17 protein-coding genes and 1 pseudogene are annotated in these 18,513 nt (G+C 62.3%); 12 read left to right on the forward strand and 6 right to left on the reverse strand.

Annotation, left to right across the window (positions count from 1 at the left end):
- The first annotated feature begins 3 nt into the window (after positions 1 to 3).
- The 8 genes and pseudogenes from tssF to FHW75_RS06300 form a co-directional block, all read left to right on the forward strand.
- The gene (gene tssF, locus FHW75_RS06265) at positions 4 to 1,770 is read left to right on the forward strand and encodes a type VI secretion system baseplate subunit TssF (protein ID WP_025753236.1); all 1,767 of its coding nucleotides are present in this window, start codon (positions 4 to 6) and stop codon (positions 1,768 to 1,770) included.
- Positions 1,734 to 2,750, forward strand: a complete 1,017-nt coding sequence (tssG, locus tag FHW75_RS06270) for a type VI secretion system baseplate subunit TssG (RefSeq protein WP_019097028.1) — start codon at positions 1,734 to 1,736, stop codon at positions 2,748 to 2,750. The genes tssF and tssG overlap by 37 nt, the downstream gene beginning before the upstream one ends.
- Complete coding sequence (locus FHW75_RS06275) at positions 2,747 to 3,316, forward strand: FHA domain-containing protein (RefSeq protein ID WP_019097027.1); 570 nt, start codon at positions 2,747 to 2,749, stop codon at positions 3,314 to 3,316. Before tssG ends, FHW75_RS06275 begins: the two co-directional genes overlap by 4 nt.
- The gene (tssJ, locus tag FHW75_RS06280; protein ID WP_019097026.1) at positions 3,313 to 4,113 is read left to right on the forward strand and encodes a type VI secretion system lipoprotein TssJ; all 801 of its coding nucleotides are present in this window, start codon (positions 3,313 to 3,315) and stop codon (positions 4,111 to 4,113) included. The genes FHW75_RS06275 and tssJ overlap by 4 nt, the downstream gene beginning before the upstream one ends.
- A 56-nt stretch (positions 4,114 to 4,169) precedes the next feature.
- Entirely contained in the window at positions 4,170 to 5,507 is a 1,338-nt protein-coding gene (gene tssK, locus FHW75_RS06285) for a type VI secretion system baseplate subunit TssK (RefSeq protein ID WP_084297135.1), read from the forward strand.
- Between the two features lies 1 nt (position 5,508).
- The gene (icmH, locus tag FHW75_RS06290) at positions 5,509 to 6,372 is read left to right on the forward strand and encodes a type IVB secretion system protein IcmH/DotU (protein WP_027609051.1); all 864 of its coding nucleotides are present in this window, start codon (positions 5,509 to 5,511) and stop codon (positions 6,370 to 6,372) included.
- A gap of 132 nt (positions 6,373 to 6,504) precedes the next feature.
- Positions 6,505 to 7,029, forward strand: a complete 525-nt coding sequence (locus tag FHW75_RS06295) for an Hcp family type VI secretion system effector (RefSeq protein ID WP_019098308.1) — start codon at positions 6,505 to 6,507, stop codon at positions 7,027 to 7,029.
- 74 nt (positions 7,030 to 7,103) lie between these two features.
- A pseudogene (locus tag FHW75_RS06300) lies at positions 7,104 to 7,364 on the forward strand (contractile injection system protein, VgrG/Pvc8 family); the annotation flags it as partial.
- 268 nt (positions 7,365 to 7,632) lie between these two features.
- On the opposite strand, the gene FHW75_RS06305 reads toward FHW75_RS06300, so the two are convergent.
- Together FHW75_RS06305 and FHW75_RS06310 are read right to left on the reverse strand one after the other, a co-directional pair.
- The gene (locus FHW75_RS06305; RefSeq protein WP_183673346.1) at positions 7,633 to 8,448 is read right to left on the reverse strand and encodes a class I SAM-dependent methyltransferase; all 816 of its coding nucleotides are present in this window, start codon (positions 8,446 to 8,448) and stop codon (positions 7,633 to 7,635) included.
- 250 nt (positions 8,449 to 8,698) lie between these two features.
- Complete coding sequence (locus tag FHW75_RS06310) at positions 8,699 to 10,885, reverse strand: OsmC domain/YcaO domain-containing protein (protein ID WP_019098311.1); 2,187 nt, start codon at positions 10,883 to 10,885, stop codon at positions 8,699 to 8,701.
- A gap of 245 nt (positions 10,886 to 11,130) precedes the next feature.
- On the opposite strand from FHW75_RS06310, the gene FHW75_RS06315 reads away from it, so the two are divergent.
- Genes FHW75_RS06315 through FHW75_RS06330 form a run of 4 tightly spaced genes read left to right on the forward strand, consistent with a single transcriptional unit; the run spans position 11,131 to position 16,232 of the window.
- Complete coding sequence (locus tag FHW75_RS06315) at positions 11,131 to 11,586, forward strand: (2Fe-2S)-binding protein (protein WP_016715736.1); 456 nt, start codon at positions 11,131 to 11,133, stop codon at positions 11,584 to 11,586.
- On the forward strand, positions 11,586 to 13,835 hold the full coding sequence (locus tag FHW75_RS06320; RefSeq protein WP_183673348.1) for a xanthine dehydrogenase family protein molybdopterin-binding subunit: 2,250 nt from the start codon (positions 11,586 to 11,588) through the stop codon (positions 13,833 to 13,835). The genes FHW75_RS06315 and FHW75_RS06320 overlap by 1 nt, the downstream gene beginning before the upstream one ends.
- An 18-nt stretch (positions 13,836 to 13,853) precedes the next feature.
- Positions 13,854 to 15,197 (forward strand): cytochrome c, encoded by a 1,344-nt coding sequence (locus FHW75_RS06325; RefSeq protein ID WP_025754485.1) that lies wholly within the window; start codon positions 13,854 to 13,856, stop codon positions 15,195 to 15,197.
- A gap of 12 nt (positions 15,198 to 15,209) precedes the next feature.
- On the forward strand, positions 15,210 to 16,232 hold the full coding sequence (locus FHW75_RS06330; protein WP_027609055.1) for an XdhC family protein: 1,023 nt from the start codon (positions 15,210 to 15,212) through the stop codon (positions 16,230 to 16,232).
- Here the strand turns inward: FHW75_RS06330 and FHW75_RS06335 are convergent, their stop codons facing one another.
- The 4 genes from FHW75_RS06335 to FHW75_RS06350 form a co-directional block, all read right to left on the reverse strand.
- Positions 16,233 to 17,021, reverse strand: a complete 789-nt coding sequence (locus FHW75_RS06335; RefSeq protein WP_019096409.1) for an ABC transporter substrate-binding protein — start codon at positions 17,019 to 17,021, stop codon at positions 16,233 to 16,235. It lies immediately after the preceding gene.
- A gap of 173 nt (positions 17,022 to 17,194) precedes the next feature.
- Positions 17,195 to 17,836, reverse strand: coding sequence for a LysE family translocator (locus FHW75_RS06340; RefSeq protein WP_019096410.1), 642 nt, complete (start codon positions 17,834 to 17,836; stop codon positions 17,195 to 17,197).
- Between the two features lie 51 nt (positions 17,837 to 17,887).
- Positions 17,888 to 18,088: a DUF1289 domain-containing protein gene (locus FHW75_RS06345; RefSeq protein WP_025754486.1), complete on the reverse strand. Its 201-nt coding sequence runs from the start codon at positions 18,086 to 18,088 to the stop codon at positions 17,888 to 17,890.
- Between the two features lie 8 nt (positions 18,089 to 18,096).
- On the reverse strand, positions 18,097 to 18,414 hold the full coding sequence (locus tag FHW75_RS06350; RefSeq protein ID WP_019096412.1) for a hypothetical protein: 318 nt from the start codon (positions 18,412 to 18,414) through the stop codon (positions 18,097 to 18,099).
- Positions 18,415 to 18,513: the final 99 nt, after the last annotated feature.

Below are 18,513 nucleotides of genomic sequence, written 5' to 3' on the forward strand. Positions count from 1 at the left end.
CCGATGTCACTGAAAGACCGCTTCAGCGAAGAGCTGCGTTACCTGCACGAACTGGGGAACGACTTCGCCAAGGACAACCCACAACTTGCAAGGCTGCTTGGCACAGGTGCCAGTGACCCCGATGTCGAACGCCTGATGGAAGCCTTTGCATTCCTGACCGCCAAACTGCGGCTCAAACTGGAAGACGACCTGCCGGAGCTGACTCACCCCATGCTGCAGTTGCTGTGGCCCAATTACCTGCGGCCCTTGCCCAGCGCGACGATCATCCAGTTCACCCCGGTCAAGCAGTCCCTCAGTCAGTCACAGCACATTCCGAAGGGGTCGAGGTTGTGCTCGGAACCCGTGGACGGCGTAGCCTGCGAGTTCCGCACGTGCACTGCGGTGAACATTCATCCGTTCAAGATCGACACGGTGAGTGCAACCCAGACACTCGATAACGCGGTGATCCGCATCGGACTGCAGGCACTGGTCGACCGGCCACTGAACAGCCTGGGCTGCTCCAGTCTCGACTTCTACCTCAGCGGTGATATTCGCACCGCCCGCACGTTGTACCTGTGGGTTTCCCAATACCTCAAGCACATCAACGTGATCGTCAAGGGTGAAGTTCGTCGGCTGCCGGCCGGCAGCATCTCCTTCCCGGGCTTTAGCCCCGACGACGCCTTGCTGCCCTACCCGCAGAACGTCTTTGATGGCTACAGGATCCTGCAGGAGTACTTTGTCTTCCCCCAGCGCTTCCACTTTTTCAGCGTTACCGGGCTGGATAAAGCCTGGCCAGCGCATGACAGCCTGGCGGTAAGCCTCGAGTTTCACTTCACGCGCCAGTTACCCGACACACTGCGTGTCAGCAACGCAGATTTCAGTTTGTTCTGCGCACCTGCAGTCAACTTGTTTCAGCACAGTGCCGAGCCCATCGACCTGTCCAGCGAGGACGCCTTGGCCCCACTGAAACCCAAGGGAGCCGAGCCGCACGGTTACGAAATTTTCAGTGTCGACCAGGTCATCAGCACGCGAACGACGGCCGACGGGAGTGTCGGTGAGCACCTGCGAACGTTCCGTCCCTTCGAGTCGTTCGCCCATGAGATCGAGCACGTTCAAGGACGCACTGCGCTGTACTACCGCTACCAGGTGGAGGCGTGCCTGCGCGGCGATGGCGTCACGCACCGCATCGCCTTCGTTCGTGCCGATGCCAACAGCTATATCGGCGAGCTGGAAACTGCGTCCATCGACCTGACGTGCACCAACCGAGACCTGCCGCTGGCGTTGGGCATTGGTGACATCAACGCGCGTACCGAATTTACGCCGCCACTGGCCACCTACACCAACATCTGCAAGCCCACCCGCCCTTGTCGCCCGGTGCTGGACGGCCAGTTGCAATGGGCATTGATCTCCAACATGTCGCTCAACTACCTGTCCCTGCTCTCGGTCGAGCCGCTCAAAGCGGTGATCCGCGCCTACGACTTCGTCGCCCTGCACGACATCCAGCAGGCGCGGACCACCCAGAAGCGCCTGGACGGCATGCGCGACATCCATACAAAGCCCATGGACTGGCTTATCAAGGGGCAACCCATTCGCGGCTTGCACACCCGGCTGAAGCTGGACCAGGCCGCCTTCCTCTGCGAAGGCGACCTGTACCTGTTCAGTTGCGTGCTTGCCCACTTCTTTGCCTTGTACGCCAGCATCAATTCCTTCCATCAGCTGGAAGTGATCAACATCACCAACAACGAGCACTACACATGGCCAATACAGACCGGCAAACAACCGCTGATCTAGCCGACAGACTGCTCGCCGAGGCGCACCAGTACAACTTCTTCCAGTTGCTGGAGCGGCTGCATGGGTTGCATGGCGACGATCTGGAACCCCGTTGGCCTGACGAGGCTACCCGCTTGCGCGTGCGCCTGGCCTGTGACCCACGGCTGACCTTCCCCGTATCGGACGTTTACAAAGCCCAACGCATGCCCGACGAAGAGGCGCGCTACCGGGTCGTTGCCACGTTCCTCGGGTTACACGGTACCGATTCACCATTGCCCACCTATTACCTGGAGCAGGTGGCCTATGAACATGCGCAAGGCATCGGTGTACGGCCGGCATTCTTCGACTTTTTCAACCACTACCTGCTCAGCCTGTTGCACCGCAGCTGGCGCAAATACCGGTACTACATCCGCTTCCAGCCGGGTGCCCGTGACGGGTTCTCGCAGTACGTTTTTGCCCTGCTGGGGCTGAACGACAAGCAACTGCGAGGGGATACGGCACTGCCCTGGAGCCGCCTGCTCAGTTTTGCCGGGGTCATCGCCAGCCGCAGCCGTGCGCCAGGCACCGTGGCCGGCATCATTGCGCACTGCTTCGACCTCAAGCATGTGCAGATCCGCGAATTCGAAACCCGCTCGGTACCCACTGCGGCCGGGCAACGCGTAAGCCTGGGGCGCGCCAACGGCCAGCTGGGCAGCACGTTCATGATCGGCAGCCGTACACGCACACGCAGCAGCAAGTTCACCATCGTGATCAGCGAACTCGACCAGGCGCAACTGCGGGACCTGCTACCCAGCGGCATCAACTTCGGCCGTTTGCGTGCATTGATCGACGTTCTGCTGCGTGACGGCCTTGCCTACGACCTGGAGCTGCGCCTGAAGCAGAACGCGCTGTCACCCTTCTGCTTGCACCGCAGCCAGGGCGCCTACCTGGGCTGGACCAGCTTCATCGACGACCGGCATGGCCAGATCAGTCCCGTTGTACGGTTCAGGGGGCGCTCATGAACACATTGACCGTGAGCATCACCAACCTGGACCAACTGCGACATGGCGTTATCGCCAGGCACCGATTCGATTGCAAGGGCGGAACCATTGGCAGCGGACAGACAAGCTGGCAGCTCGACGATCCTAATCAGAGCGTTGCGCCCATCCACTGCGAGATCCGCTGGATAGAAGGCAGCTTCTGTGTGATCGATCACTGCCAGCGCACCTATCTGAATGGCAGCGCCACCAGCCTGGGTGCATACCCACCCAGACGCCTGCTTGAAGGCGACCAGCTTCGGGTGGGTGCTTATCGGCTACAGGTTCAGTACGCCCAGGACCCCGCCGCCACGCGTTCGCTAGAGGACATGTTCTATCCGGATCAGAGGGTACTCGACCGCCTGATCGCCGAAGAAACAGCAGCCTCTTGGCCGATCGAACCCTCTGCTACGCAACCGGCTGCCGAGATCTGCTCGGCCTTCGAGCCCACCATGGGCAACGATCCCTTGGCAGCGCTGGATGCAGCCGCTGAGTCAGAGGCTTCCCCGTCGAGCCCGCTGCTGCGGCTGATTGCCGGAGACCGCCCATGACCCGCCAACCGTTGCTGGTCGCGGCCCTGCTGGTTGCAATGTTCGGGGGTGCCGGCTGCACCTCGTTAAGCAGGATGGGCCAAGTTGCCATGGATCACACGTTGCCCATCGGGCCGCCGAAGGATCACCCGACCCAAGTTGCGTTCAGCATCAACGCGAGCCCTACCCTCAATGGTAATCCGAACAGCCTTGAGGTAGCGGCCGAAGAACAGCACAGCACCCTGGAGCCCAGCCCCTACGCCGTCACCCTGAGTGCGGGCGACCCTTATGCACTGACGGAAAAGATCGTGACCCTGCTGGAGTACCTGCACGAGCAGTTTCCAGCCATGTCCCCCGTCGAGGTGGACGAGGAAGGCAACGATGACCCGGCTCGCTCTCCTCTGGAAGAGAGCACCCCTGGCAGCTACGACGACCCGACCGTAACGTTGACCTTGCCGCACACCACAACCGTGGCCTCGGAACCCGTCGCCACGCCGATTGCCATCAAGATCCTGCAGCTGCGCGACGACTCGCTACTGCGTAACACCGTGTACCAGTTGCTGGATCAGGACCCGGCCAAAGCCCTGCGCAGTACCTACATCCGTGATGACGATTACCTGCTGCGCCCTGGCCAGTTCAAGTACATCCCGTTCGAACCCATCCATGCCGAAACCCGTTTCGTGGCGGTGATTGCCGACTACCGAGGCCTTGAGGACGCCAGCTGGCGGCAAGTGCTGCGCATTCCGCCGCGTGGCCGCCAGATCATGCTGTCGGTGTTGGTCAACGACACGCACATCGTGCTCAAGGAAGAAGATTGATGACACGTCTACTCCCCTTTGCCCTTCCCGCTTACTCACGTTGACACGGAGTGCCCATGAGTTCACGCAATCCCGTTCTTTGGCCCGAAGGCCTGTTCGTAAAACCACAGCATTTCCAGCAAGCAGCCCGGGCGGGTGAAGCAGCTCTCCACCAGCGCCTTGCCAGCCTGAACGCAGCCTACTACGGCTTTAGCGAGCTACAGCTGAACGACGAGTACCTGAGCCTGGGCAAGATCGCCATCACCCGGGCGCGGGGCGTCATGCCGGACGGCACGGTGTTCGACATCCCCGCCGACCTGCCGCCGCCGCCACCGCTGGAAATCGACGACGACGCGTGCAAGGACAGCGAGGTGTATCTGTGCCTGCCGCTGCGCACCGAGGGCGGCTGCGAAGTGAGCTGGCCCGACAATGCCGCCAACTTCCGCTACACCGCCCAGCCACAGGAGATCAAGGACACCCATTCTGCGGACGGTGACCTGGTACAGGTAGACCTTGCCATGCCCAACCTGCAGCTAAAACGCAAGGCTGATGACAGCAGTGCCTACACACGCCTGGCCATGGCACGCATCCTGGAGCGGCGCCCCGACGGCAGCCTGCAACTGGACGAAACCTTCTACCCCACCAGCGTGTCGGTGCGAGCGGTGCCGGCACTGCAGCGGTTCCTAGACGAAATGACCAACACCCTGCGCGAGCGAGCGCGAGGCCTTGCCAAGCGTATTGGCGCCTCGGGCCAGTCCGGTATCGCCGACATTCGCGACTTCAACCTGCTGCAGGCCATGAACCGCTGGTGGCCGTGCTTTCAGCACCTGGCCCGGCAAGCGCAAACGCATCCCGAGCAGCTTTACCTGTGCATGAGCCAGGCCTGTGGCGAGTTTGTCACGTTCACCGACGAAAACAGGCTCCCGCAAGATTACCCCGCGTACCACCACACGGCGCTGCGTACTTCGTTCAAGCCGCTGGAAGACACCTTGCGCCGCGCCCTGAGCACCGTCCTGCAGCCGCGCGCCGTTTCACTGCCGCTGGTGAACGAAGCGTTCGGTGTGATGACGACCAGGCTGGAAGACCGCCGTCTGATCGACGAAGCCGACTTCATCCTTGCCGTGCGCGCCGACCTGCCACCGCAGGTGTTGCGCCAGATGTTCATCCAGAAAGCCAAGATCACCTCACTGGAGTCGCTGTACGACCTGGTGCCGCTGCAACTGCCGGGCATCCCCTTGTTGCCTTTGCCGGTGGCGCCGCGCGACCTGCCTTTTCACGCGGGCTTCAGTTACTTCGAAGTGAACAGGCGCGACCCGGCCTGGGCGTGCATGGCCGAGGCCAATGGCTTTGGTCTCCACATTGCGGGCGAATTCCCGGGCCTCGAACTGCAGTTCTGGGCGATCAGGAGTCAGTGATATGGCAGATGACACGACTACCCGCACCGATGCAACAAACGCTGAAGTCAGTCAGCTGACTACAACCCTTAAACCGTCAGCACCCGACGACCAGGCCGCGCCGGCCAACGCACAAGCCTCTGCGCAAAAGCCTGAGCCTGTTTACGAAGGCTATCCCGCCGACCCGCAGTTTCAGCTGCGGGGCGGGTTCGCCAACCTGATGCTGGATGCCGCATCACCGCTGTTTGGCTTGGTCATACGCCTGCGTACGCTGGACGAATTGCCAAATATCAAAGATGTGCACCAGCAAGTGCGCAACCAGATCGACAACATTCAGGAAGAAATGCGCCAGCACGGATACGAGCCTGCTCAGCTGCTGGCGTATACCTACGGCCTGTGCCTGTTCATCGACGAAGCCGTCATGGAGCGGCCCTGGGGCAAAAGCAGCTGCTGGAGCCAGGAACCCTTGCTGAGCATCTTCCACGACGAGACCTGGGGCGGAGAAAAGATCTTCACCGTGATCTCGCGCCTGATGCAGGAGCCCAAGCGTTATCAGGACGTGCTGGAGTTCATGTACTTCGCCCTTTGCCTTGGGCTGAGGGGCAAGTATGCGCTGGCGCCGAAAGGTGAAGAAACCGTCACTGCACTGATTCACCAACTGCACGGGATCATCCGCGAACTGCGTGGCCCCACCCCTGAAGAAGTCTGCGACCCCTACACCAATGTGGCCCCACGGAACTTCCGCATGAACCGGCAATGGCCCTGGTGGAGCCCTTTGGTGATTTCCGCCATCGCCATGGCGGTGGCCTACGGCATCTACAGCTACCGGCTGCACCTGATTACCACCGAAGTACTGGAGTCGCTCAACGCCATCCTGCAGCAGTAGGCGAAGGCTACATGCACCCACCGAATTCACCCCATTAGCGAGGCATCTGCCTCATTGAAAAGCCCATCGTTTTCGATGGCCACGCCACCTGTGGTGTGCGTGCTAATCCACATGGACGCAGGAGAAACTGCCATGCCAACACCCGCTTACATCAAGATCGAAGGCAAGACACAAGGCAACATCACCGCAGGTGCATTCACTGCCGACTCCGTCGGCAACATTTTCGTAGAAGGCCACGAAGACCAGATTCTGGTGCAGGAAGTCAAACACCGCATCACCGTGCCCACGGACCCTCAAAGTGGTCAGCCAGCAGGCCAGCGGGTACATGGGCCGCTGATTATCACCTGCGCCCTGAACAAGGCAGTTCCGCTGCTGTACAGCGCGCTGTCCAGCGGTGAAATGCTGCCCAACGTCGAGCTCAGTTGGTACCGGACCTCGGTCGAAGGCACACAGGAACGGTTCTTCACGACCAAACTGATCGACGCGGTAATCATCGACATCGACCTTGAAATGCCACACGTGCAGGACAAGGGCAACAGCGACTTCACCCAGTTCTTCAAAGTTTCGATGGCTTACCGCGGCATCGAGTGGGAGCACCTCACTGCAAGCACCGCAGGCGCGGATGACTGGCGCAAGCCCAAAGAGACAGCCGTGTGATCTGACAGTACGGCAACCGGGCAGGCCAGCCTGCCCGGACTTCTGAAACCTCAGACGGCCGACAAGGACTGCTTATGCCCAGCCAATCTGACTTGCGATAAAGCTTCCAGCCACTCGTTTGCAACGCTGAGTTCGAAGTGGTGTCATTCAAGCTCGAAGAAGCGCTCAGCCAACCGTTTACATTGACCCTGGAGCTGATCAGCTTCGAACACGGCATCGACTTCGGCCACCTGCTCGACAAACCCGTGCTGTTCACCATCTGGCAGGGTGAACGCCCCGTACGGTACGTACACGGCCTGGTCAGCAGCTTCAGCCAGGGCGAGCCCCGACATCACCTTGGACTATGAGAAGAAACTCCCTGCTTTCGCCTCGCTACAAACTGAAGTCTACGCTTGGCACAACGAGCATTACGGACCAAAGTTACTATCTGCAGAGCAGGCCTTGTCACTTGGTATAACTGACGTTGACACGAAATGGCATCTGCGCCACTTCATGGCCCATGGCCCCGAAACCTTACCGTCGCCATCTGTTGGTACCTCATCTGCAAGCTCTTCAATGTCCGCGCGGCACCCCCACCCGCCGAGGCTTTTGAAGGTGTGTTGGCTACCGCCCGCGAATGATCACCACCTCAAGGTATTCGCTGGGCACCACCAACGATGCAGGCCCTCCCACATTGCAGTCATCCAGCAACTGAGCAAGGTCTCGCTCCAAAGCACTGGCCTTCTCCGCATCCAGCGAAGCAAACGCCTTGTGCACCGGCCCGTACCAGGTACGAAAAACCTCGATGAAATGCGCCGCCGAGCGGTAGCGGAAGTTGAAGTGCTGGCGACTGACATTCAGCTCACCCAGCACCCCTTCGAACATCACGCGCAACTGTTCCTCGTCACCCCACCGCGAGGGCGGCAAGGCCCCGGCGGGGGGCGGCACATGCCGCCCGAGGGTCTTGAACATCTGCCCGACAAAACCTTGCGGGGTCCAGTTGGCCAAGCCTATACGACCACCGGGCCGGCATACCCGCCCCAGCTCACGTGCGGCCTGGGCCTGATCAGGGGCAAACATCACACCGAACGTGGAAAGCACCGCATCGAAGGTGCCATCGGCAAACGGCAACGCTTCAGCATCGGCAGCCTGAAACAGCACATTCAGGTGTTCGGCCCGTGCCCGCTCTTCGCCACGATTTAGCAGTTCGGGGACATAGTCGGTGGAGGTGACGCGGCAACCGCGTCGGGCAGCCGCCAGTGTGGCGTTGCCATTACCGGCCGCAACATCCAGCACCTGCTCATCCCAGCGCAGGTCACAGGCTTCTGCCAGGCGCTCGCCAACCAGTTGCAGGGTGGTGCCGATTACCGCGTAGTCACCGCTGGCCCAGGCGGCTTGCTGACGGGCTTTGAGGGCATTGGTATCCAAAGGGGTGGTCATGGTCTGCGCCTTTTTGCTGTGCGCGGCCGAGGTCCTTCTGGCGGTTAACGCGCCATGGATTTGGGGAGCAAAATGTTACGCGCCTCTCAGGCCAAGCGGAAAGGCGAATTGGGGATAGGACCGTGATCAAAGCGATATATGGCACCGGCTGCGCCGGTGTTCGCGGCGGTTCGACAAGCCCGCTCCCACAGTAAACGCGCAGGCGTCAGGATATCGGGCAGGGCTGCGAGCCCTGCAACCGATTGTGCACTCAGGCGAACTTGGCCCGGGCTGCGTGCAGTTTCTTGTAGCTTTCGATCAAGCGCAGGTGGCGATCAAGGCCTTCGAGCTTCATGCTGGTCGGGGTCAGGCCATGGAAGCGCACGCTACCATCCAACGAGCCCAGCACAGCATCCATGCGTGCGTTGCCGAACATGCGGCGGAAGTTGGCTTCGTAGTCGTCCATCTCCAGCTCGTCATCCAGTTGCACTTCCAGCACCACGTTCAGGGCCTGGTAGAACAGCCCGCGCTCAACAGTGTTGTCGTTGAACTGCAGGAACGCCTCGACCAGTTCCTTGGCCTCCTCGAAGCGCTGCACTGCCAGGCAGATCAGCAGCTTCAGTTCCAGAATGGTCAGCTGGCCCCACACCGTGTTTTCGTCGAACTCCACGCCAATCAGTGTGGTGATGGTGGTGTAGTCATCCACATCGCAGTTATCCAGGCGCTTGAGCAGCAGCTTCAGGGCGCGGCTTTCAAGGCTGTGCAGGTTGAGGATGTCGGCGCGGAACGACAAGGCGCGGTTGGTGTTGTCCCAGATCAGGTCCTCGACGGGGTAGATTTCCGAGTAGCCCGGCACCAGGATGCGGCAGGCGGTGGCGCCCAGGTTGTCGTACACCGCCATGTACACTTCCTTGCCCAAGTCTTCGAGGATGCCGAACAGGGTTGCGGCCTCTTGAATATTGGAATCCTCGCCGTGGCCGGAGAAGTCCCACTCGACGAACTCGAAGTCCGCCTTGGCACTGAAGAAGCGCCACGACACCACACCGCTGGAGTCGATGAAGTGCTCGACGAAGTTGTTCGGCTCGGTCAGGGCATGGCTTTCGAAGGTCGGCTGCGGCAGGTCGTTCAGCCCTTCGAAGCTGCGGCCCTGCAGCAGTTCGGTAAGGCTGCGCTCCAGTGCCACTTCCAGGCTTGGGTGGGCGCCGAACGAGGCGAACACGCCGCCGGTGCGCGGGTTCATCAGGGTGACGCACATGACCGGGAATTCGCCACCCAGCGAAGCATCCTTGACCAGCACCGGGAAGCCCTGTTCTTCCAGGCCCTGAATGCCGGCAACAATGGCCGGGTACTTGGCCAGTACGTCCTGCGGCACATCCGGCAGGCACAGCTCGCCTTCGAGGATTTCGCGCTTGACCGCGCGCTCGAAGATTTCCGACAGGCACTGCACCTGCGCTTCAGCGAGGGTGTTGCCAGCGCTCATGCCGTTGCTGAGGAACAGGTTTTCGATCAGGTTGGACGGGAAGTACACCACCTGCTTGTCCGATTGGCGCACGAACGGCAGCGAGCAGATGCCGCGCGCCGTGTTGCCCGAGTTGGTGTCGTACAAATGCGAACCGCGTAGCTCACCGTCGGGGTTGTAGATTGCCAGGCAGTGCTCGTCGAGGATCTCGGCGGGCAGCGCATCGCGTGGGCCAGGCTTGAACCACTGCTCGTTCGGGTAATGCACGAACGGCGCGTTGGCCAGGTCCTCGCCCCAGAACTGGTCGTTATAGAAGAAGTTGCAGTTCAGGCGCTCGATGAATTCACCCAGCGCCGATGCCAGCGCGGCTTCCTTGGTGGCACCCTTGCCATTGGTGAAGCACATCGGCGACTGCGCATCACGCACATGCAACGACCACACGTTGGGCACGATATTGCGCCACGAAGCGATCTCGATCTTCATCCCCAACCCGGCCAGGATGCCCGACATGTTGGCGATGGTCTGCTCCAGCGGCAGGTCCTTGCCAGGGATGTAGGTGGTACTGTCCGACACCGGCATCAGCAGGCCCTGGGCATCGGCGTCGAGGTTGTCGACCACTTCGATCACGAACTCGGGGCCGGTCTGTACCACCTTCTTGACGGTGCAGCGGTCGATCGAGCGCAGGATGCCCTGGCGGTCCTTCTCGGAAATGTCTTCGGGCAGCTCGACCTGGATCTTGAAGATCTGGTTGTAGCGGTTTTCCGGGTCGACGATGTTGTTTTGCGACAGGCGAATGTTCTCGGTGGGGATGTCGCGGGTCTGGCAGTACAGCTTGACGAAGTAAGCCGCGCACAAGGCCGAAGACGCCAGGAAGTAATCGAACGGGCCTGGGGCCGAACCATCACCCTTGTAGCGGATCGGTTGGTCGGCGATCACCGTGAAGTCGTCGAACTTGGCTTCGAGACGGAGATTGTCGAGAAAATTGACCTTGATTTCCATGCGGGTTTACCGTGATTTAAGCGTGCAAAACGAAAGTGGCCGGCATTATCCGGGTTTTCAGCCTGGAAGTCCTGTTTACCTCGTCGCTTGCGCATTCCACCGGATTGCTTGCCTGATCCTCTGAACCTGCCCCCGCCACCAGACCAGCGGTCATCCCCCTGTGCTAGCGTTTCTTCTCTGGGGAACAACGTATTCCCCGCCCAGAAAAAACACAGCGATAGCAACCGATGATTGGCAGGTGAACCATGGAACTACGCATCAACCAGAAGACCTACCAGGTCGAGGTGGACGCCGACACGCCCCTGCTGTGGGTGATCCGCGACGACCTGGGGCTGACCGGCACCAAGTATGGCTGTGGCCTGGCCCAGTGCGGCGCCTGTTCGGTGCTGGTGGACGGCAACGTGGTGCGCGCCTGTGTCACCCCGGTGGCCGGTGTGGTCGGGCGCGAGGTGACCACCATCGAGGCAATCGAAGCCGATGCCGTCGGCAAACGGGTGGTCGCGGCCTGGGTCGAGCACCAGGTGGCCCAGTGCGGCTACTGCCAGTCCGGCCAGGTGATGGCGGCCACGGCGCTGCTCAAGCACACCCCTAAGCCCAGTGACGCGCAGATCGACGCGGCCATGGTCAACCTGTGCCGCTGCGGCACTTACAACGCCATCCATACTGCCGTGAATGCACTGGCCCAAGGGGAGCAGGCCTGATGAACACGCCCGTCGATACACCGGCCGAACTGCTCAAGCTGCAAATGGGCGAAACCGTCAACCTGTCGCGTCGGCGCTTTCTTGCCGGCACGGCCGTCGGTGCCCTGGTGCTGGGCTTCGGCCTGCCAAAGGGGCCAGCACGCGTGCAGGCGGCGATTGCAGCCGCCCCGCAACGCGGCACCCAAGTGCCCGCGTTTCTGGAAATTCGCCCGGATGGCACGGTGCGCCTGCTCAGCCCCTTCATGGAGGGCGGGCAAGGGCCCTTCACCGCCATGGCGCAGATCGTAGGTGAAGAGCTGGATGTCGACCCTGCCCATTTCGTGGTCGACAGCGCGCCACCGGGCGAAGCCTATGTCGTCATGGAAAACGGTATGCGCATCACTGGCGGCAGCATGTCGGTGCGCATGAGCTACCCGACCATGCGCCGCCTGGGTGCCCTCGCCCGGGCCATGCTGCTGCAGGCGGGCGCCGAACAGCTCGGCGTGCCGGTCGAGGAGCTCTCTACCACACCGGGTAACGTAGTACATACCATGAGCGGGCGCTCAGTACCTTATGGCGAACTTGCCGGCCGCGCCATGGACCTGCCAGTACCCGCCCCGGACAGCGTCAAATTGCGCGACCCCAGCCAGTTTCGCTGGATCGGCAAGCCAGTGCGTCGCCTGGATGCCTACGACAAGTCCACCGGCAAGGCGCAGTACTGCATCGACATCAAGGTCGACGGCATGCTCCACGCCGCCGTGCAGCACGCGCCACGCCTGGGCATGACCGTGGGCAGCCTGCGCAACGAAGAGCAGGTCAAGGCCATGAAGGGCGTGCATTCCGTGCATCAGTTACCGGGCGCTGTCGCCGTGGTCGCCGAACGCTGGTGGCATGCCAAACGCGCGGTGGAGGCTATCCAGGTGGACTGGCAAGAGGCGACCGCCGACACCAAGGTGCGGGCGATGCCAGCAGACTTCTCCAGCGATGGCTGGCGCGAGCACCTGGCCACGGTCGAGGGCCCGGCACGTGATGAAGAGAACGAGGGTGATATCACGGGTGCCTTGAGCAACGCCAAGACCAAGGTAGAGGCCAGCTACCACAACCAGTACCTGAACCATGCCCAGCTGGAACCGCCCTCTGCCCTCGCCCGCTTCAACGCGGACGGCACCCTGGACGTGTGGCTGCCCAACCAGGCACCGGACATGTTCCGCGACGACATTGCCAAACGTACAGGCCTGGAGGCTGCGCAGATCAACCTGCATTCGCCATTGCTGGGCGGCTTCTTTGGCCGCCACTTCCTGTACGACTCGGCCAACCCCTACCCGCAGGCCATCGAACTGGCCAAGGCGGTCGGGCGGCCGGTGAAGCTTATCTGGAGCCGCGAAGAGGAATTCCTGCGTGATGTGCTACGCCCGGTCGCCGTGGTGAAGTTCCGCGCCGGCCTGGATGCCGACGGCATGCCAGTGGCCCTCGAAGCGGTAAGCGCCACCGAAGGCCCGACCGAGGCCCTGGCCGGCAAACAAGGTGAAAAGATCGACCCGACCGCACTTGAAGGGCTGTCGGGCAAGGCCTACGCCATCGCCAACAAGCGCATCGCGCAGATCTACGTAAAAGGCCCGGCCATGCTCGGCTACTGGCGCTCGGTGGGCAACTCACTGAACGACTTTTTCTACGAGTCGTTCCTCGACGAACTGGCCGACAAAGGCGGCAAGGACCCGTTCGAACTGCGCCTGCACCTGCTGCGCGACAACCCGCGCCTGACCAATCTGCTGAACGCGGTCGCCGACCTGTCCGGTGGCTGGAAGCGCGGCCCGTTCACCGCCGAGGATGGCAGCAAGCGGGCACGCGGCGTGGCCATGGCCTCGCCATTCGGCTCGGAGGCAGCAGTCATCGCCGAGGTGTCGATCGAGAACGGCCAGGTGAAGGTGCACGACATCTGGCAAGCCATCGACCCGGGCAGCATCGTCAACCCGGCGATCATCGAGCATCAGGTGAACGGCGCCGTCGCCTTGGGCCTGTCGCAGACGCTGGTGGAAGAGGCGGTATACGTGGACGGCAAACCACGAGCGCGCAACTATGACCTGTACCCGATCCTGCCGCCTTCACGCATGGCCCGGGTGCATGTGCGCATTGTCGAAAGCGGGGCGAAGATGGGCGGCATTGGCGAGCCTCCGTTGCCGGCCGTAGCCCCGGCGGTGGCCAACGCCGTCGCGCAACTGACTGGCCAGCGCGTGCGCAGCCTGCCGTTGAGCCGCCATACCTTCAGCTGACCGCACAAGGATCGCCCCATGACCCATCGCTTCGCAAGAACCGCTGGCTGGCTGGCACTGCCGTGCCTGGTCGCGGCAGGCCTGATGGCCTGGTATGTCACCCGCGAGCCTGCCTCGCCGTTCGTCGATGCACAGGCCATTGCCGCCGACCCGGCGCTGGTCAGCCGTGGCGAGTACGTGGCCCGGCTCAGCGACTGCGTGGCTTGCCACAGCCTGCCGGACGGCAAACCGTTCGCAGGCGGGCTGGAAATGGCCACCCCGCTGGGGGCTATTCACGCCACCAACATTACCCCTGATCGCGACAACGGTATCGGCAGCTACAGCCTCGCCGACTTCGACCGCGCCGTGCGTCAGGGTGTCGCGCCCGGCGGCCGGAGGCTGTACCCGGCCATGCCCTACCCGTCCTACGCCAAGCTCAGTGACGACGATGTAAAGGCGCTGTACGCATTTTTCATGCACGGCGTGCAACCGGCCCGGCAGGCCAACCTGGCCAGCGACATCCCCTGGCCACTGAACCTGCGCTGGCCCATTGCCCTGTGGAACGGCCTGTTCGCCGCCACCACGCCTTACGCCGACAAGGCCGGGCAGGATGCGCTGTGGAACCGGGGTGCCTATATCGTTCAGGGCCCTGGTCACTGTGGCAGTTGCCACACGCCCCGTGGCCTGGCCTTCAACGAAAAGGCGCTGGATGACAGCGGCAAACCATTCCTGGCGGGCGCCCTGCTCGATGGCTGGTACGCACCGAGCCTGCGTGCCGACCACAACACAGGGCTGGGGCGCTGGAGCGAAGACGAGATTGCGCAGTTTCTCAAAACCGGCCGCAACCGCCATGCCGTCGTATTCGGCTCGATGACCGAGGCGTTCAACAACTCCACGCAGTTCATGAGCGACGATGACCTGAGGGCCATCGCCCACTACCTCAAATCGCTTCCCGGCGACCCGCAGCGCGATGGGGCGCCGTGGCAGTACGTGGCCGAGTCGGCAGCAACACAGCTCAACAGCCCGGGCGCACATACCTACGTGACTCGCTGCGCCTCGTGCCACGGGCTGGAGGGCAAGGGCCAGGACCAATGGATGCCGCCTTTGGCGGGGGCAACCTCGGCGCTGGCGAAAGAAGACGCTTCGGCGATCAACATTACCCTGAACGGTTCGCAGCGGGTGGTGACGGCGGGGTTGCCTGATGCCTACCGCATGCCGGCGTTCCGAGAGCAACTGAATGACCAGGAGATTGCCGATGTGCTGAGCTTCGTGCGCACGGCCTGGGGAAACCAGGGCGGTGTCGTGAATGCACAGGCGGTGGGCACGTTGCGTGGGCATACCGACCCGGCCAGCAGTAGCCCGATCATTTTGCATATGCGCTGAACGGGAGCCTCCATGGAAAGCATCGACCTGCTGGTGCTGCGCACCACCCGAGACTGGCTCACCGCCGGGCACCGCGTCCTGCTGGCCACGGTCGCCCGCACCTGGGGCTCCTCCCCGCGCCCGGTGGGCTCGATGATGGCCTTGCGCAGTGACGGCCGGGTGGTCGGCAGTGTCTCCGGTGGCTGTATCGAGGATGACCTCATTCACCGTTACACCACCGCCTACAGCGGCCCCGGCATGCCCAACGGCCTGCCTCAAGTGGTGCGTTACGGCGTCAGCGCCGATGAAGCACACCGTTTCGGCCTGCCCTGTGGCGGCACACTGGAGCTTGTGCTGGAGTTCGCACCGCCGCTGCAGCACCTCGAACGACTGCTGGCCTGCCTCGATAAGGGCAGCCTGGTCCGCCGCGGGCTCAACCTGCACAACGGTGATATCAGCCTTACCCCCACCAGCACGCCTGACCTGTTCAGCTTCGATGGCCAACACATGCTCAGCACCCTTGGGCCGGGCTATCGTTTACTGCTGATCGGTGGTGGCGCACTGGCCGAGTACTTGGCCACCATGGCCCTGTTCAATGGTTTCAACGTTTCGCTGTGCGACCCACGCCCTGAGTACACAGCAGGCTGGAGCGTGCCCGGCGTCAACCTGCTGGCCGGCATGCCCGACGACGTAGTCCGCGCCTTCGCGCCGGACCTGCGCAGCGCCATCGTCGCCGTCAGCCACGACCCCAAACTGGATGATCTGGCCCTGCTCGAAGCCTTGCACAGCCCGGCGTTCTACATTGGCGCCATCGGCTCGCGGCGCAACAGCCAACTGCGCCGTGAACGCCTGATCGAGCACTTCGGCGAAAGCGAGGCGTCGCTGCAACGCTTGCATGGCCCGATTGGCATCTACATCGGCAGCAAGACACCGGCCGAGATCGCCGTCAGCGTCATGGCCGAAATCCTCGCGGCGAAGAACGACGTCACCCTGCCTGGCGCGGTCAACGTGACCCGGGCCAAGCACGCACGGGAGGCCGCGCACCTTCCTCGCTGATTACTGCCACCGCTTCAGGTTCTGCTGCAACAACTGCTGCGGCAACGCCCCGGCCACGATCTTTTCCATTTGCCGCGCCAGCGCTTCACGCAAATGCGGCCGATTGCAGGGCGAATCATGCGAAAGCGCCAGGTACAGCCCTTCGCTGGAGATTGGCGGTTCCAGCACCTGCACAGTGCTGGCAATACCCAAGGTGCGCGCCAGCGCCATGCCGGGGTACTGCTCGTACACGACATAGTCGCTGCGTTTGTGCATGAGTTTTTCGAATGCCTGCCTGGCGCTGGGTACTGCTTCGAGGATGAGGTTGGCCCTGGCAAAGTCGTCGAACTGCTGACCGTGACTGTTGTTGACCAAGGTCCCGCCTTTGCGACCTTTCAGGTCTGCCCATTGGTGGTAGGCAAAGGCATTGTCCTGGCGAACCCAGACCACGCTGGGCGTGTGCAGAAATGGCGGGGTGATGAAGTCCATCTGTTGCTGCCGGGCCTGGGTCATGAAGTACCCGGCCATCAAGTCGATCCGGCCGGTGCGCACCTCTTCCTGGGCGCGCGACCACGGCCCGACGTAAACCACCTCGATCTCCAGCCCCAACTGCTTGCCCAGGTACTTGAGCAGGTCAGCGTTGGCACCGATCAGTTGCTGGGGGTTTTGCGGGTCGCGCCACAGGTACGGGGGGTACTCCGGGTTGCCGGTGGCGGTCAACCGCCGGCAAGGCTCTTGAGCTACCGCAGCCAACGGCAGCAGCAGGCACGACAACAGGAGCAAGCCGTGGCGAAAACAACGCTCGATCATCTACAACCCTCGGCACAAGTTACATCCGGTGACCCGGCGTGGTGGCCAAAGGCTGCCACATCCTGTGATCAACTGCAGCATTCATCTGTGCGGGCTGCAGACAGTCTGGCCCCTGTGCGAAAAGTAGATGGTCGGCTAACGGTGAACGAGCCGTCGATTACCCTCTCTGGCACTCAGGCGCCCTGACGACGCATCGCCAGGATCGCCGCACCAAACCCGATAAAGGTAGTGCCCACCACCCGGCTCACCCAGCGCGACAGTGACGGCCGGGTCAGCACGCCTTTCGCCCGTGCAGCCAGCGCGGCATACAAGCTCAGCGAAACCAGCGACAACGCCACGAAAATACCGGTCAAGGCCAGGAATTGCGGCAACAGTGCGGCCCCTTGGTCGATGAACTGCGGGAACAGCGCCGTGAAGAACATGGTCGCCTTGGGGTTGGTCACTGCGGTAAGGAACGCCGACTTGTAGAGCTTCAGCGGCGAGGGGCGAACCTTGGCCGCCCCCTCGGCAGTAGCCTGCGCCAGCATCGGGCCTTTTTTCAGCAACTGCCGCACCCCCAGGTAGAACAGATAGCCCGCCCCCAGGATTTTCACGGCATTGAACAGCACTTCAGAACTGGCCAGCAGGGCGCCCAGGCCCAGCATGGCGGCTGCCGACAGGCAGAACAGGCCCGAGCCATTGCCCAGCGACGACCAGATCGTGCTGCGCTGGCCATGGGCCAGGCTGTTGTTGATGGCCATGAGTGTGGCCGGGCCGGGACTGGCGATCGCGATGGCGGCAACCAGGGTAAACGCTAACAGCGAGTGAACATCCATTTTCAGGCTCTTCAGGCAAATCAGGAAAGGCCCTGTACAGGGCGCGAGGGTTCAGTCGGTATTCTGCCGCTTGGCTGCCTTCTTGACGATAGCCTTCATCCGCGTTGCCGCGCGTTGCACGGTGGCCATCTTTTCCGGCCGTTTCATGCCCCGCCACTTGCGGATTTCGTCACGGGTGCGGCCGCAGCTCACGCACAGCTCGCTGTTGAGCTGGCATAACGAAACGCAGGGGTTTTCGATGTCTTTGGCCATCCCACCACTCAGCCAGGCAGTTCTGCCCGCGCACGCTCGGCAGCGCTGTGAAACACCTGGCGCACTTCCTCGGCCTTGACCTTGCTCACCGACCTGGCAGCCAGCAGCTCATCAACCACCTGGATGCACTGGCCCAAGGCGGTGTCCAGTTGCTCGGCGTCAGACGCGTCAGCGATATCACCCAGATAAGGAGCGATGAGGTACACGTAACGGTCCTGCAGCTTGAGCGCTGCCAGCGCGTCGAGGGCTTTCTGGAACCGATCGGCAGCGGCAGGGCTCATGCTCAATTTATCGAAATGAATCAGGCTCACACGATCAGTGGCCATTTTGACGAATCTCCGTTTCCTGGTACGGCCAGGCCCGCAAGCAGCAGCGCTTCTACGGTGCTCGGATGAGCGGGCCCGGGTAATGCCCATCAGGGTACC

It is taken from the genome of Pseudomonas sp. OG7, assembly GCF_014192825.1.
In the GTDB taxonomy this organism is placed as follows: Bacteria; Pseudomonadota; Gammaproteobacteria; order Pseudomonadales; family Pseudomonadaceae; genus Aquipseudomonas; species Aquipseudomonas monteilii.

Excerpts from the sequence above, each read along its gene's own strand:
- tssF (WP_025753236.1), top strand. The coding sequence starts at position 4 with ATGTCACTGAAAGACCGCTTCAGCGAAGAGCTGCGTTACCTGCACGAA.
- tssG (WP_019097028.1), top strand. The coding sequence starts at position 1,734 with ATGGCCAATACAGACCGGCAAACAACCGCTGATCTAGCCGACAGACTG.
- FHW75_RS06275 (WP_019097027.1), top strand. The coding sequence starts at position 2,747 with ATGAACACATTGACCGTGAGCATCACCAACCTGGACCAACTGCGACAT.
- tssJ (WP_019097026.1), top strand. The coding sequence starts at position 3,313 with ATGACCCGCCAACCGTTGCTGGTCGCGGCCCTGCTGGTTGCAATGTTC.
- tssK (WP_084297135.1), top strand. The coding sequence starts at position 4,170 with ATGAGTTCACGCAATCCCGTTCTTTGGCCCGAAGGCCTGTTCGTAAAA.
- icmH (WP_027609051.1), top strand. The coding sequence starts at position 5,509 with ATGGCAGATGACACGACTACCCGCACCGATGCAACAAACGCTGAAGTC.
- FHW75_RS06295 (WP_019098308.1), top strand. The coding sequence starts at position 6,505 with ATGCCAACACCCGCTTACATCAAGATCGAAGGCAAGACACAAGGCAAC.
- FHW75_RS06305 (WP_183673346.1), bottom strand. The coding sequence starts at position 8,448 with ATGACCACCCCTTTGGATACCAATGCCCTCAAAGCCCGTCAGCAAGCC.
- FHW75_RS06310 (WP_019098311.1), bottom strand. The coding sequence starts at position 10,885 with ATGGAAATCAAGGTCAATTTTCTCGACAATCTCCGTCTCGAAGCCAAG.
- FHW75_RS06315 (WP_016715736.1), top strand. The coding sequence starts at position 11,131 with ATGGAACTACGCATCAACCAGAAGACCTACCAGGTCGAGGTGGACGCC.
- FHW75_RS06320 (WP_183673348.1), top strand. The coding sequence starts at position 11,586 with ATGAACACGCCCGTCGATACACCGGCCGAACTGCTCAAGCTGCAAATG.
- FHW75_RS06325 (WP_025754485.1), top strand. The coding sequence starts at position 13,854 with ATGACCCATCGCTTCGCAAGAACCGCTGGCTGGCTGGCACTGCCGTGC.
- FHW75_RS06330 (WP_027609055.1), top strand. The coding sequence starts at position 15,210 with ATGGAAAGCATCGACCTGCTGGTGCTGCGCACCACCCGAGACTGGCTC.
- FHW75_RS06335 (WP_019096409.1), bottom strand. The coding sequence starts at position 17,021 with ATGATCGAGCGTTGTTTTCGCCACGGCTTGCTCCTGTTGTCGTGCCTG.
- FHW75_RS06340 (WP_019096410.1), bottom strand. The coding sequence starts at position 17,836 with ATGGATGTTCACTCGCTGTTAGCGTTTACCCTGGTTGCCGCCATCGCG.
- FHW75_RS06345 (WP_025754486.1), bottom strand. The coding sequence starts at position 18,088 with ATGGCCAAAGACATCGAAAACCCCTGCGTTTCGTTATGCCAGCTCAAC.
- FHW75_RS06350 (WP_019096412.1), bottom strand. The coding sequence starts at position 18,414 with ATGGCCACTGATCGTGTGAGCCTGATTCATTTCGATAAATTGAGCATG.